Raw genomic sequence first — 13,418 nt, 5'->3', positions numbered from 1 at the left:
AATTTTATTTGAAGTCTAAAAATGCCAGTCGTAAGATGTGCTAATAAATCCTTACTTTTTTATATCTTCGTAAGCTCTTAACAAAACAAGAAAAATGAGTTTACAACAAGACCTTATGGTAGCTCTAAAAGATGCCATGAAAAATAAAGATCAATCAGCACTAACAGCATTAAGAGCTGTAAAGTCGGCTATTTTATTAGCCCAAACAGAAAGTGGATCTAAAGAAGAGTTAACCGAAGAGCAAGAGCTTAAAATACTTCAAAAGCAAGTTAAGCAACGTAAGGATAGTGCAGCTATTTACTTAGAGCAAGGTCGTAAAGATTTAGCGGAGCCAGAATTAGCGGAAGCAGAAGTTATTTCACAATTTTTACCAGAAGCCCTATCCGAAGAGGAAATTGAAAAAGTTGTTGTAATGACTATTGAAAGCATTGGAGCAGAAGGCATGAAAGATATGGGGAAAGTTATGGGGATAGTAAGTCAAGAGTTAGCTGGACGAGCAGATGGGAAGACTATTTCTAATGTGGTTAGAGCTAAGTTATCTTAAATATAAATTAAACTTAAACTTTTCAGTCCCGATTCTTCGTGAAAAATACTTTAAATCAGGATCAGGAAAAGAGTTTTTAAAAAATAAAATTATAATTGGCCTCGTAGTTCAACTGGATAGAATATCAGATTTCGGCTCTGAGGGTTGGAGGTTCGAATCCTCTCGAGGTCACTAGCACACAAAGCTTAAATTAAACATCCTTTAATTTAAGCTTTGTGTGTTTTTTTATACATAACTTTTAAGATTAATAAGAGTTGTTTAATTAGTCCTCTTAAAATCATCTCTTAATTAGGAGTATAAAATAATCATTAATTTAGTCCTTCACTTTTATTTTTAATTGACTAGATTTATCACAGTAATCCCAATCCTATGATCGACCTACCAAAGCTACCTACAGAATACCTCTTCATATTTGGGTTTTTACTTTTTATTTTATCAGGTGTAATTATTTTTGCTCTTATTAATATGATAGAGTCAGCTTTTGTTATGATTTATAAAAAGCCACTTTATCGACATAGTTCAATTTGGTTAAAAAAGTTACCTAAACAGCAAAAGGATATTTTAGAGGAAAAATTCATTTTTTATAACAGACTTCCTGCAAAAGAAAAAAAGTTTTTTGAAAACCGATTATCTCGTTTTATTACAGATAAAGAATTTATTGGCCGTGATGGAATTGTAGTTTCTGAAGAGATGATAGTTTTGATTTCGGCTACAGCCGTCATGCTTACCTTCGGTTTTAGAAATTTTTATATCCGTTCTGTAGAGGTCATTTTTATCTATCCTTCTCAATTCTATTCTCAAACAAATGATGCTTATCACAAAGGAGAATATAATTATAGACTAAAAGCTTTGGTGTTGTCTTGGTCACACTTTTTAGAAGGATATGATATTGAAAACGATAATCTCAACCTAGGAATCCATGAATTTGTACATGCTATTCATTTAAATAGTATGAGAGAAAAACACATTGGGGCTGCTATATTTACGGATACTTTTTACGAGTTAAACGAATTGCTAGCGAATAGCAAAAACCTTCGTGAGCGTATGATAAGTACGGGCTATTTTAGAGAATATGGCCTAACCAATCAATTTGAGTTTGTAGCCGTTATTATTGAAACCTTCATTGAAACCCCAACTGAATTTAGATCTCAATTTCCAGAAGTATATGCGAAAACCAAGCAAATGTTAAATTTTAATTTTTCTGGCTATTAGCCTCACTACATGATTTTTATCATACTTTTTACTGACTTAGTTCTTTACCTTTAGTAAACAATCTAAAACCTGTAACATGAAACAAAGAGCACCTATTTCAGACATAATGACTAAAGATGTCATTACCTTAAATCATAAAGACGATTTAGAAACTGCAGAACGCATATTTAAAAAGAAAAAAATAAGACATATTCCTGTAGTTAGTGGCGATAAAATTATTGGTATATTAAGTTATACAGATTTACTCCGTATTAGTTTTGCAGATGCCATAGATGAAGATCAAGATACTGTAGACACCGTTGTTTATAATATGTTTACTATCGAACAGGTTATGGCTAAAAACCTTACAAGTATAACCTCTGCCACAACTATTAAAGAGGCAGCAGAAATATTGGCTAAAAAAGAGTTTCATGCCTTACCAGTTGTAGATAATAATAAGTTAGTAGGTATTGTTACTACTACAGATTTAATCAACTATCTAATTAAACAATTCTAACCAATTGCTATTAATCTAAACCGAAAAAAGCTCCATTTGGAGCTTTTTTTATGAATTGGCAAGCAGTTTTAATCGCTTGATAGTTTCTGTTGGGTTATCACTTTTAAAAACATGACTTCCTGCAACAAAAGCATCGGCACCAGCATCTACTAGTTGTTTGATGTTTTTGTCTGTAACACCTCCATCTATTTCAATTTTGGTATTTAAGCCTTGTTCGTCTATCATACGTCGTAGTTTCTTAATTCTATTATAGGTCATATCTTCAAACTTCTGACCTCCAAAACCTGGATTAATAGACATGAGTAATACCATATAACATTTTGGTAGAATATCTTCTAACACAGAAACAGGGGTTGTTAGATTTAAAACTACACCGGCTTTACATCCTGCATCTTCAATTTGAGTAAGTGTTCTATGTAAGTGAACTGTAGATTCGTAATGAACCGTAATAATATCTGCTCCAACTTTAGCAAATTCTTCAATATAGCGCTCAGGTTTTTCAATCATTAAATGGACATCTAATGGTTTTGTGGCATGCTTTTTAATTGCAGCAATTACTGGCATTCCATAAGAGATATTTGGAACAAAATGTCCATCCATAACGTCTATATGAAACCAATCGGCATCACTATTATTAACCATTTCTACATCGCGTTGCATGTTGCCGAAATCGGCTGCTAACATGGAAGGAGCTATTAATTTAGAGTTCATTGTAGTTGTATTGTTTTATTTTTACAAAGATAGGAAAATAAGTTTTTAGTCTCTGTATTCAGCCAACAGTAAAATGCCAGTGAGAAGGATGTTTGTACTTAGTAAATACAGAAGGATATATAAGTGATTCCTAGAGGAAAACGAAACATATTATTAATCGAAAAAAAATCTTTATTTAGTAGGGTAAGAATTTGGGAGAGGTATAAAAAAAATGAAGCCAGAGTAATCAGCTCTGGCTTCTTTCATCAATCAAAAAACGAACAGTTTATTACCCACGAAAGTGGGTATCTCACCGAAGCGAGATTATACTGTTTGTTGCTGTAAAACTCCAAAAGACAAAACTCAAAATTCAATCTCTTAGTTTTTGGATTTTAGTGTTTGTTATTTTTGGAATTTAAACTTACCCAAGGTAAGTTTTTAATATTTTACTTCTAGACGTATGTTTTAATCTACGAATAGCTTTTTCTTTAATTTGTCTGACACGTTCTCTTGTAAGGTCGAATGTTTCACCAATTTCTTCTAAGGTCATTGGGTGTTGATTTCCTAGACCAAAGTACAAGCGGATGACATCTGCTTCACGAGGCGTTAAGGTTTCAAGTGCTCTTTCAATTTCAGTACGTAAAGATTCGTGTAATAAATCTCTATCTGGATTTGGAGACTCTCCACTGTTTAATACGTCGTATAAGTTAGAATCTTCACCTTCTACTAAAGGAGCATCCATACTTACGTGACGGCCAGAATTTTTCATAGACTCCTTAACATCGTTAATAGTCATGTCTAATTCTTTAGCAATTTCTTCTGCACTTGGCGGACGTTCATGTGCTTGCTCTAGAAAAGCAAATGTTTTATTAATTTTATTAATAGAACCAATTTTGTTTAAAGGCAAACGAACAATACGCGACTGCTCTGCCAAAGCTTGTAATATGGATTGTCTAATCCACCATACAGCATAAGAAATAAACTTAAAACCACGAGTTTCGTCGAAACGTTGTGCCGCTTTTATAAGTCCTAAGTTTCCTTCATTAATTAAATCCGGTAAGGTTAAACCTTGATTTTGATATTGCTTAGCTACCGAAACTACGAAACGCAGGTTAGCTTTTGTCAACTTTTCTAAAGCAATTTGATCTCCTGCTTTAATACGTTGTGCTAATTCTACTTCCTCGTCTGCTGTAATTAAGTCAACTTTTCCAATTTCTTGAAGATATTTGTCTAACGAAGCGGTTTCTCTATTGGTAACCTGCTTGGTAATTTTAAGTTGTCTCATCTATTGAATGCCTATAAATAATTAAGTTGATACTTTGTGTTATGGTTATACGCTTAAAGAGTAAATTTTGTTACAAGAAAAGATGATTATTTTTTCTAAAACTATTTTTTTTAAAAAATTATCAGAAATGTAGTATCTTAAACCATTATTTAATCCAAAAATTAACAATATGAAAAAATTATTATTTTTATTCTTTGCATTTGGAATGATGCAAGTTTCGGCACAAGATTTAAACTCTTTATCTAAGAGTGGAGCTTCTTCAACCTCAATGATTGAAAGTTTGGCTTCGGATCAAGTTAAAAGTTTGACCAAAAAATTGAATCTAAATGAAAAGCAACAAGAACAAGTTTCTGGTTTGGTGGTTAGTCAATTAAGAAGTGATAAGTTCCAGAAACTAATTGGTAGTTTTGGAGCAGATAAACTTATGAGTTCCAACTCTGACCAAACAGAAAATTTACAAGCAGCTTTATTGGGAGAAGAAAGTTTTCAAAAAGACATGAGTTCCGTTTTAGATAAAAAACAAATGGAAAAGATGAAAAGTCTTATTCCGCAATAGAAAAGAGATTACAAAATTAAAAGCCCAGCAAAATAATATTTTGTTGGGCTTTTTTTATTAGAAGTATCTAATTAAAGTGGCTTTTACACACGTACATGTCCATCGCCAAATACGTAATATTTATTAGTTACTAATTGATTTAAACCTAATGGGCCGCGATGATGCAATTTGTCTGTACTAATAGCTAATTCGGCACCTACACCCATTTGTCCACCATCTGTAAATCGTGTAGAAGCATTATGATAAACTGCAGCGCTATCTATTTGCTCCATAAAGGTAGTTGCTTCCTTTTTGTCTTCTGTAATAATAGCGGTCGAATGTCCGCCAGAATAAGTGTTAATCATGGTAATAGCTTGATCCATACTGTCTACTTCGGCTAATAGAATTTTCATTGCTAAAAACTCTTCATACCAAGTATCTTCATTAGGAATTTGATCTTCACTGGTTAAAATCTCACCAATTTTTTTATCAACTACTAAAGAAACTCCTACATGATTTAAGGTTTTTTGAAGTTCTTTAATCTTTTCTTCGTAATTAGAAATATTTTTGTCAATCAATACTTTATCTAAAGCATTGCAACCAGAAATTTTATCTGTTTTGGCATTCACAATTACTTTTACAGCTTTCTCCCAATTGGCATGTTTTGAAACATATAAAAAGTTGTTTCCACGTCCAGAAATTAGGACAGCACAAGTGGCATGATCTTTTACAAACTTAATTAGACGTTCGCCACCACGAGGTACAATTAAATCGATTTTCTCTGTTGGGTTTCTTAAAAACTCTTGTGTTTCTTCACGTTTTAAATGAAGAAGTTTAATCCAATCTTTAGATAGTTCATTTTCTTCTAAAGCTTCATGCCAGCATTTTTCAAGAATTAGATTACTGTTAATAGCCTCTTTTCCTCCTTTTAATAATATTTTATTATTGGCTTTAAATGCTACAACTGCAGCTTCGATGGTTACATCTGGGCGCGATTCGTAAATAATCATTATCGTTCCAAAAGGTGCTGTTTTATTGGTAATCTGCAAACCGCTATCTAAGGTCATGTCAGAAATAGTAGTACCCACTGGATCTACTTGATCACGAACTTCTTTTATGGCTTGAATCATACCATCCACTTTAGCAGAGTTAACTACTAATCGGTCGTATAAAGCTTGATCGTCTTTTTTAAAAGCTTCTAAATCTTGCTTGTTTGCTTTTATTATGTTTTCGCGTTCTCTATCAATAATTTTAATCATTGAATTTAAAACGTCGTTTTTCTTATCTGTATGTAATAATTCCATTTGTTTTGTTTTTAATGAATAAATTTGGTTCCTATTTCCTTGTCATTTACTATGTCAACAATCACATTTTCACGTTTTCCATTGGCAATATATGTTGGAATGTTTTTTTGTGCTGTGACTTTTGCAATACGTAATTTTGAAGCCATCCCACCACGGCCTTCGCCTTCTTTTTTATCAGATTCTTTTACGTATTGTTCCACATCTTGATTAAAGGAAACCTCTTTAATCTTTATGGAATCTTCATCATCTGGATGTCCTGTGTAAAGTCCATCGGTATCTGATAAAATTATTAATCGATCTGCATCAATTAATTCGGCTACTAAACTTGCTAACTCATCATTATCTGTAAACATAGACATGGTTATAGAAACGGCATCATCTTCATTAGCAATTGGTACAATGCCTTCAGATAGAAGCCCTTCGTAACAGTTAATCATGTTTTCGCGATGCATTCCAGGGTCAAAATCTCGTTTTGTTGCCAAAACTTGAGCGCAACGCATGCCATAGTCGTGAAATAAACTATAGTAATGACGCATCATACGAGGTTGACCAACGGCAGAATATACCTGACGTCTAATGGATTTATCCGATATTTCGGTGTCGCCTATAACTTCTTTTCCTGCAATTGCTGAACCTGAAGAGACTAAAACCACCATAACATCATTTTCATATAATACTGAAATCTGGCGAACAAGTTCTCTCAAAACTGGTCCTAAAATCCGGTTGTCTTTATTGGTTAATACGTTTGTTCCTACTTTTACTACTACGCGCTTTATGTCGTCGCTCATATTATTTTTCTTTTCCTAATTCTATTGCTCTATCAAAAGCGGCATATGCTGCATCTTGAATAAGCTGTTTAACATTATTATCGTCCATAGAGTCTATGGCTGCTTGGGTGGTTCCTCCTTTTGAGGCAACACGATTAATCCAGGTTTCTGGAGAAATATTTGACTGGTTAAATAATTCAATAGCACCTTCAAAGGTGTTACTAACCAATACTTTGGAATCGTAATCTGAAAAGCCCATTTTTAATGCAGCGTCCAGCATAGATTGCATAAAGTAAAATACATAGGCTGGTCCACTTCCAGAAATTCCGGTAGAGGCATCTATAAAGTTCTCGGTATCTACGTGAATTGAAGTTCCTGTGGTATCCAGTAAATTGCGTACCATGATAAGTTCTACTTTAGAAACGTCTTCAGATTCTGTGTAAGAGGTAACGCCCTTTCCAACTTTGGCTGGTAAATTTGGCATGGCTCTAACTACTTTTTTGGCACCTAATTGGTCTTTAATTGTGTCAATTGTAACTCCTGCCATTAAGGATACAAATAATTGCTGGTCGTTTATTTGTGGGGCCATCGTTTTGAATAAGTCTTCAATATGATATGGTTTTACGGCAAGAAAGACAATGTCTGCTTTTGGTAAGCAAGCTTCTAAATTATCATAAACGTCAAAATGGGGTTCTTTGCTTAATTTTGTAATTTTATTTGGATCAGTATCATAAATCTTTAAATTCTGTTTTCCTAAAAATGACGATTTCGCCATACCTTCGGAATACGTTAATCCCATATTTCCTGCTCCAATTACTAATACTTTCATGTTTTTGTAATGTATTGATTATCAATATTAATTTCTATATATTGTACAAGGACCATACGGAACACCCGAAAAAATAATTTAATTTCAAGAAATCCCATATAGACGATTTCAATAGTTTATTATTGTCAAATTCTTATAAAAATGCCCGATTTGTTGTGAAATATATAATTTTTCTTTTTGTCAAAGTTGTCAAAAAGGTGACAGTCTGTCGGGGTTTCTAATAAGTGTTAGGCAAAATTAATATGTTGTGCCATAAAAAAAGTCTCACATTTTACTGCAAGACTGTTTATTTACGATTGAATAATATTAAAGATTCTATCTATCTCTTTTCGGCTAATCCTCGAGTTAACCATCCTCTTCTACTGGCTGTAGCAATAGCATAAGGAGTTATCCAAAATAGCCCAAATGTGTATAAAATACTATAGGAATATGCCCAAACTGATTCTTTTATTTCATAACGATGTGAATAAAAGGCAACCGAAAATGTTGAGGTTATTAATATGGTTAATAAGGTAGAACCTAGAAATAAAAATGGATGAGTTAACACAAAAAACAGCATAAATAATACAAAAGGGTAACTCATTAATATTCGTGTAGACTGGCTGATAAAAAGTAAACGGCTACCAAATTTATTCCCTTTTCTAAAGTTGCTAAAAACATATTTAGACATGGCTATATTTTCTCTAACATTACTTCTTCCCCATCTGATAAACATTTTATAAAGTCCGGTATATTCTTCTGGTACATTGGTGTATGCTACGGCATTTCTTTGAAATAACACATGTTTTCCTTGTTTTAAAATCATGTTGGTCATGGCGCGGTCTTCTCCAATATCTGATGGTTGTCCCATAAAAGTTTGATTTATCCATTCAGGTAAACAAGCATAAACTGCTGTACTACGGTAAGCAGCTAAGGCACCAGGTGTACATAATACGGAGTTTAAACTGCTTTCTGCAGAGCGTACAAATTCAAAACTCATTACAAAACTTACATCCAGCATTTTAGGAAGCATTTCTCTTTTATTGTTTAAAACTCGAATGTTCCCTGCTACAGCACCACAGTCTTCGTCTATAACAAACGGGCTTACTAAGTTTCTTAGAGTGTCTTCTTTTACTATAGAATCGCTATCTACGGTAACAAAAATATCGCCTGTACCTAAATTAAACCCACGATATAAAGCATGACGTTTTCCTTTGTTTTTGGGTTGTTTAAGAATCTCTACTCGGTCTCCAAGACGTTTTTTTGCGTCTAGCATCCAATCCCAGGTATCGTCTAAGCTACCATCATCAATTGCTAATAATTGCATTTTTTCCTTTGGGTAATCGCTTTCTGCTAAACTCATTAGAGTATCCCAAACTTGTTTGCCCTCGTTATATGCAGGAACAATTATAGTAACGGTAGGCAATTCGTTGTTAGAAACAGATGCTATAGGTTTATATTTAAAATATCTATATGCTATATATATAAAGTAAAAGGCTTTAAAAACAAAAAGAAGACCTGCCAAAACTAAGAATGCAAAACCAAAAGTTGTACTTCTTTGGTTTTCATTAAATTTAATAAAATCTCCATGAAATACGCTAAATAACCAAAGTCCAAATACAATAAATGCAAGGGTGCTTAGAAGCGTAATTCTATTATAAGATATATCAGGATCTCCATTACTATCGGTTGTAAAACCAAAATAGTTTTTAAATGTTTTAATTCTAGAGTTAATAGTTGATTCTAATTTTTTTAAGGACTTTATTTTTGTTGACATAAATGATTCTATCGTTTTTTAGTGTTTATATGATGTACGACGATAGTTGCTTTTTGGACTCTTTTTAATCTTTTTTTAAGAGAAAAGGCTGTGTTTTAACCTTTTTATATGCTTTTTGTGGTTGAATTTGCCTAAAAACCATAAAAAAAACCTCACAAATTAATGCAAGGTTTTTCAGCTATATTTTAAAGAGATGAGGTTTTAGTTCTCTTCTCTTGGCTTTCTGCCATCACCATGGTTATCACGACGGTTATTGTAACGAACCCCACGATTATCAGGTTCACCATTTCTGTAATTATCTCTACAAGGCCTTTCTTTAAAACCTATATTTTACCGCTACAAACAAGTATCTAGGTAATAGTTCTACTGTAGATTTATATATGGAATATTCATCTATATTGGTTATAGAAAATAATTTTTCATTGGTAATATTGTTTAAAATTAATTGATAAGAGAATTTAGATTGTTTTGGATTGAAATCAAGATGAAAGTCTAAAAAATAATAATTAGAGTCTTCCATGAGATAGGAATTGTTTTTCAAAGAAGCTATCCAAATATCTGACATCTTAAAAGCTGTATCCAAATAGATTTTATTCCAATGCGTTTTTGATATTATATTATTAAAATTTGATTCTGAAATGTTTAAGTGATATTTAAAACTAAAATTTATAGGCAGTTTAAAATAGGTTGTGCCAGAAAGAAAATAGGAAGCATGATATGTTTTTAGGTCTTTAAATTCAGCTGTATTAGCTTTTATTGGTGTTTTGGACCAGTTTTGAGAAGTACCTACATTAGTTGAGAGCGCTAAGTTTTTAAAATATGAGGTTAAACTGATATTAGAAGTGAACAAATTACTGTAATTAATAAAACTGTAGGATGATAAGATGATATTTTGACCAATAAAATTTTCGGAAGTATATTTTCCGTCTGAAGTGATATATTGTGCTCTTAGAGAAATAGATTGCGTTTTCAGGGAGTTATTTATCTCATAAAACAAGCCAAAAGTGTTGTTTTGGGGGAAATGGACTTCTTTAGTTCCTTTAATAAAAGACTGAAAGCTGTTTAATTGAAAATGGGGTAAAAATAAGTTAGATTTTGGTGCATTATAATTTTTAATATAACTTAAACTTAGATAACCTATCCTTAATTTGTTTGAACTTAATCTAATTTTTGGATTAAAAAGCCATTTGTTTTTTTGTGCTGTTTTTGTGTCAATTTCTAGGTAATCTAGTCCCAAGCCTACTGATAAATCGACTTTTTTATATACAGAATATTTTAAATTTGTATTTAACTGAAGTTTTCTTTGATTAAAAATAAGATTGTTTTCTAGACTATCAATTTCTATGTTATTTCCAGTCTCAAGTAACTGAAATCTATTTTTTCTATATTCTTTAAGAGATTCATATCCAACTTCTATTGTGGATTTAATCTTTTTAATATTTAGTAACATTGAAGATTTTCCACCATATACAGAAACTCTATCGTTAGAAATATTATTGACGGGTGTGTTTTCTGAAGATGTAAAAATATCGCTTATTTCAGGGTTTTCTAATATGGTATTTTGTTCCAAACTATTTTCTCCAAAATATAAATACGTATGAAGAATATTTTTTTCACCTATTAGGTAGCTGTAATTTAGATGATTGTATACGGAGTATTCGTTTTGCTTTAAGTTTTGATAGATTTTATCGTGGTTGAATAAAGAATGGTTTAAAGTATTCTCAGGCTTATTGTTATATATGAACACATTTTTTAAATATGATTTTTCGCCTATGGCATATTTTAGCTCTAGTTCTCCTCCAGCAATTGAATTTTTACGATTGGTATTACTATATTCTGAATAAAAAATAGGTGTTGTACCTGTATTAAACTTGGTTTCTGATGAAAATAGCTGGTCCTGATTGTCTTTAGTGAAATATCCTGTTCCTCGAAGCTTTAAATTAGATTTTAAACTGGTAGTAAAGCTTAAAGCATTTATAAAAGCTTTGTTAAACGTGCTCTGACCTTCATTAAAAAATTGAACTTCGTTATTTTGTATGGTATATATTGGTTCCATATCAAATTCAATCTTTTGTTCTCTAAATGATCCGTTTGTGTTTAGAGAAGATGGCGCGCCTTCTAATTGTTCCGTAGCTTTATTTCCTAGATTATTATAGTTATTAAAATTAAAAAACTTAATTTTTTTCTTAATTAGGCCAACATTAGAGGCTAGTTTAACTCTATCTTCAGTCCCTAGGCCTGCTTGAATATTACCAAACCAAATATTTTTGTAGTTATCCTTTAACTTTAGGTTAATGGCAACTTTATCTGAATCTATTACTTTTGCTAAGATGGGGTTGTCTTCAAAACCATCTAAGATTTGAACGGCATCTAGAACTTTGGCATCTAAATTTTTAGAGAGAATGGTATAATTTTTATCAAACATATCTTCTCCCTCAATTAATAATTTATCGATATATCTACCATGTGCTTTTATAGTACCATTTTGAAGTACTTCTATGCCTGGTAAGCTTTTTAAAATATCTTCTACAGTTTGTTCAGTATCGTTTTTAAATGCGGATACTTTAATTGTTGTTGTGCGTCCTTCTCTAGAAATTTTCTCGTCTGGCCTTAAAACAATTTCTTTTAATTGTTCTGCATGCTCTTGCAGAATGAAAGAACGCAAATAGTTTTTTTTATTTGGAAGTAGATTTAAGGTGTCTTTTTTGGTTTTAAAACCCAGACTTTGCGCGGATAGAATAAGACTTGTTTGTTTATTGGAATCTATAAGAAGTGTATAGCTGCCATCTTTTTTTGTGTAGGCATACCCAATAAGTTCATTCTTATTATTAAAAACAAGAATATTGGCACTTTCTAAAGCTTGATTGTTTTGGTCTTCAATCCTGCCTGAAATTTCAATTTGGGCGTTGCCTGTTATAGAGCTTAAGACACAGATAAAAACACAAGCAATGGTTATCCAATGAGACATCTGTTTATAGTAAATTCTAAATTAAAACGACTCTAAAAATGTTTCGCTTTTAATTTTTTGTTCGTGTACATTGCTGCCTTGTTTTTGGGCAATTATTATTGAGGTGTTTTTGCTTTTTTCGTAAATATCATCAAGTCTATCTTTAAAATCTTGCAGGGTCGACCAGTTTTTTGGGTGATCTACCGGTCTTTTTATTTGTGTAATACTAGCTTTATTATCAGTAGGGTATTCCAACCCTTTAAAATAGATAAACATTTCTTTGTCTTCATCGTGAGCTTCTAATATCAATCCAGGTAAGCCTTGTAATTTCCATGGGCCAAAAGGTAAAGGGATTTCTAAAACATACCAGGCTGTATAGGTTCTTCCACGAAACTTTCCGGTTGCTTTATGAGCCGTAAAGTCTGCAATTTTTTTGGTTTCTTTTTCTAATTTCCATTCAATTTTTGGGGTCTTCTCAGCTACATAAAAATCCACCCATTGATTCCAATATAAGCTGTCTTTTAATCTGTTGTTATATACTTGATTGCCAAAACGAAAGGTGAGATTATTGCCCAGAGAAAGACCCGACATGCCATCTTCTGTGTAATAGATAGTTTTAAACTCGGTATCCATATCTAAACTATCTTTTCTAGATACGTAATAAGATTCGTTATTATTAAAAACTAAATACCCATTATAATCTGGGCCTACAGGGCTTTTTAGACTAACACTTTCTATTTGACCGTAGTGAACCAAACCTTTGTTTTGGCCGAAAATGGTACAACTTACTAAAGCAAAAAATAAAAAATGATATTTCATAGTGTGGAAATTTTAAAGATACCACATATGTACTTTTTAATGTGTGGTATCTTCTATTAAAAAAGTATTAGCTACAACCAGCATTATTAATATCTGCATGATCGGCACTAGAATATCCTACATCATAATATCCAAAAGAATGACCATTTGCACAATTGTCTTTGAGATAGTTTGATGAGACTGAACTAAAATCAAGTACCTCAAAAGAACGAATCAAACGTAAAAAAAAAAAAA

12 protein-coding genes and 1 tRNA gene are annotated in these 13,418 nt (G+C 32.2%); 5 read left to right on the top strand and 8 right to left on the bottom strand.

Features of this window, described 5'->3' with window-relative positions; translation table 11 throughout:
* Positions 1 to 94: 94 nt before the first annotated feature.
* From OS188_RS02680 to OS188_RS02665, 4 genes are all read left to right on the top strand, one after another.
* The gene (locus OS188_RS02680; protein WP_267147275.1) at positions 95 to 544 is read left to right on the top strand and encodes a GatB/YqeY domain-containing protein; all 450 of its coding nucleotides are present in this window, start codon (positions 95 to 97) and stop codon (positions 542 to 544) included.
* Positions 545 to 641: 97 nt separating this feature from the next.
* Positions 642 to 715, top strand: a tRNA-Arg gene (locus OS188_RS02675).
* A 198-nt stretch (positions 716 to 913) separates the two neighbouring features.
* On the top strand, positions 914 to 1,756 hold the full coding sequence (locus tag OS188_RS02670; RefSeq protein WP_267147274.1) for a zinc-dependent peptidase: 843 nt from the start codon (positions 914 to 916) through the stop codon (positions 1,754 to 1,756).
* Positions 1,757 to 1,832: 76 nt separating this feature from the next.
* Complete coding sequence (locus tag OS188_RS02665; RefSeq protein ID WP_267147273.1) at positions 1,833 to 2,252, top strand: CBS domain-containing protein; 420 nt, start codon at positions 1,833 to 1,835, stop codon at positions 2,250 to 2,252.
* A gap of 48 nt (positions 2,253 to 2,300) precedes the next feature.
* Here OS188_RS02665 and rpe read toward each other — a convergent pair whose 3' ends face one another.
* Both rpe and OS188_RS02655 read right to left on the bottom strand, forming a co-directional pair.
* Entirely contained in the window at positions 2,301 to 2,963 is a 663-nt protein-coding gene (gene rpe, locus OS188_RS02660; RefSeq protein ID WP_267147272.1) for a ribulose-phosphate 3-epimerase, read from the bottom strand.
* 400 nt (positions 2,964 to 3,363) lie between these two features.
* Complete coding sequence (locus OS188_RS02655) at positions 3,364 to 4,227, bottom strand: sigma-70 family RNA polymerase sigma factor (protein WP_267147271.1); 864 nt, start codon at positions 4,225 to 4,227, stop codon at positions 3,364 to 3,366.
* A 169-nt stretch (positions 4,228 to 4,396) separates the two neighbouring features.
* On the opposite strand from OS188_RS02655, the gene OS188_RS02650 reads away from it, so the two are divergent.
* Positions 4,397 to 4,783 (top strand): hypothetical protein, encoded by a 387-nt coding sequence (locus OS188_RS02650; RefSeq protein ID WP_267147270.1) that lies wholly within the window; start codon positions 4,397 to 4,399, stop codon positions 4,781 to 4,783.
* A gap of 83 nt (positions 4,784 to 4,866) precedes the next feature.
* Here the strand turns inward: OS188_RS02650 and OS188_RS02645 are convergent, their stop codons facing one another.
* The 6 genes from OS188_RS02645 to OS188_RS02620 form a co-directional block, all read right to left on the bottom strand.
* Positions 4,867 to 6,066, bottom strand: coding sequence for a glutamate-5-semialdehyde dehydrogenase (locus OS188_RS02645; protein ID WP_267147269.1), 1,200 nt, complete (start codon positions 6,064 to 6,066; stop codon positions 4,867 to 4,869).
* 11 nt (positions 6,067 to 6,077) lie between these two features.
* Positions 6,078 to 6,854, bottom strand: coding sequence for a glutamate 5-kinase (gene proB, locus OS188_RS02640; RefSeq protein WP_267147268.1), 777 nt, complete (start codon positions 6,852 to 6,854; stop codon positions 6,078 to 6,080).
* Position 6,855: 1 nt separating this feature from the next.
* On the bottom strand, positions 6,856 to 7,662 hold the full coding sequence (gene proC, locus OS188_RS02635; RefSeq protein ID WP_267147267.1) for a pyrroline-5-carboxylate reductase: 807 nt from the start codon (positions 7,660 to 7,662) through the stop codon (positions 6,856 to 6,858).
* 319 nt (positions 7,663 to 7,981) lie between these two features.
* Entirely contained in the window at positions 7,982 to 9,418 is a 1,437-nt protein-coding gene (locus tag OS188_RS02630; protein WP_267147266.1) for a glycosyltransferase family 2 protein, read from the bottom strand.
* A gap of 316 nt (positions 9,419 to 9,734) precedes the next feature.
* On the bottom strand, positions 9,735 to 12,386 hold the full coding sequence (locus tag OS188_RS02625) for a carboxypeptidase-like regulatory domain-containing protein (RefSeq protein ID WP_267147265.1): 2,652 nt from the start codon (positions 12,384 to 12,386) through the stop codon (positions 9,735 to 9,737).
* A 21-nt stretch (positions 12,387 to 12,407) separates the two neighbouring features.
* Positions 12,408 to 13,184 carry a GLPGLI family protein gene (locus tag OS188_RS02620; protein WP_267147264.1) on the bottom strand — a complete coding sequence of 259 codons (777 nt, stop codon included), beginning with the start codon at positions 13,182 to 13,184 and terminating at the stop codon, positions 12,408 to 12,410.
* Positions 13,185 to 13,418: the final 234 nt, after the last annotated feature.

Source organism: Xanthomarina sp. F1114 (genome assembly GCF_026410255.1).
Lineage (GTDB): Bacteria > Bacteroidota > Bacteroidia > Flavobacteriales > Flavobacteriaceae > Xanthomarina.
The sequence above is the reverse complement of the archived record's forward strand: the minus strand, read 5'-3'. Positions and strand labels throughout refer to the sequence as shown.

What these genes read in the sequence shown, in the direction of transcription:
- OS188_RS02680 (WP_267147275.1), top strand. Translation starts at nt 95, where the DNA reads ATGAGTTTACAACAAGACCTTATGGTAGCTCTAAAAGATGCCATGAAA.
- OS188_RS02670 (WP_267147274.1), top strand. Translation starts at nt 914, where the DNA reads ATGATCGACCTACCAAAGCTACCTACAGAATACCTCTTCATATTTGGG.
- OS188_RS02665 (WP_267147273.1), top strand. Translation starts at nt 1,833, where the DNA reads ATGAAACAAAGAGCACCTATTTCAGACATAATGACTAAAGATGTCATT.
- rpe (WP_267147272.1), bottom strand. Translation starts at nt 2,963, where the DNA reads ATGAACTCTAAATTAATAGCTCCTTCCATGTTAGCAGCCGATTTCGGC.
- OS188_RS02655 (WP_267147271.1), bottom strand. Translation starts at nt 4,227, where the DNA reads ATGAGACAACTTAAAATTACCAAGCAGGTTACCAATAGAGAAACCGCT.
- OS188_RS02650 (WP_267147270.1), top strand. Translation starts at nt 4,397, where the DNA reads ATGAAAAAATTATTATTTTTATTCTTTGCATTTGGAATGATGCAAGTT.
- OS188_RS02645 (WP_267147269.1), bottom strand. Translation starts at nt 6,066, where the DNA reads ATGGAATTATTACATACAGATAAGAAAAACGACGTTTTAAATTCAATG.
- proB (WP_267147268.1), bottom strand. Translation starts at nt 6,854, where the DNA reads ATGAGCGACGACATAAAGCGCGTAGTAGTAAAAGTAGGAACAAACGTA.
- proC (WP_267147267.1), bottom strand. Translation starts at nt 7,662, where the DNA reads ATGAAAGTATTAGTAATTGGAGCAGGAAATATGGGATTAACGTATTCC.
- OS188_RS02630 (WP_267147266.1), bottom strand. Translation starts at nt 9,418, where the DNA reads ATGTCAACAAAAATAAAGTCCTTAAAAAAATTAGAATCAACTATTAAC.
- OS188_RS02625 (WP_267147265.1), bottom strand. Translation starts at nt 12,386, where the DNA reads ATGTCTCATTGGATAACCATTGCTTGTGTTTTTATCTGTGTCTTAAGC.
- OS188_RS02620 (WP_267147264.1), bottom strand. Translation starts at nt 13,184, where the DNA reads ATGAAATATCATTTTTTATTTTTTGCTTTAGTAAGTTGTACCATTTTC.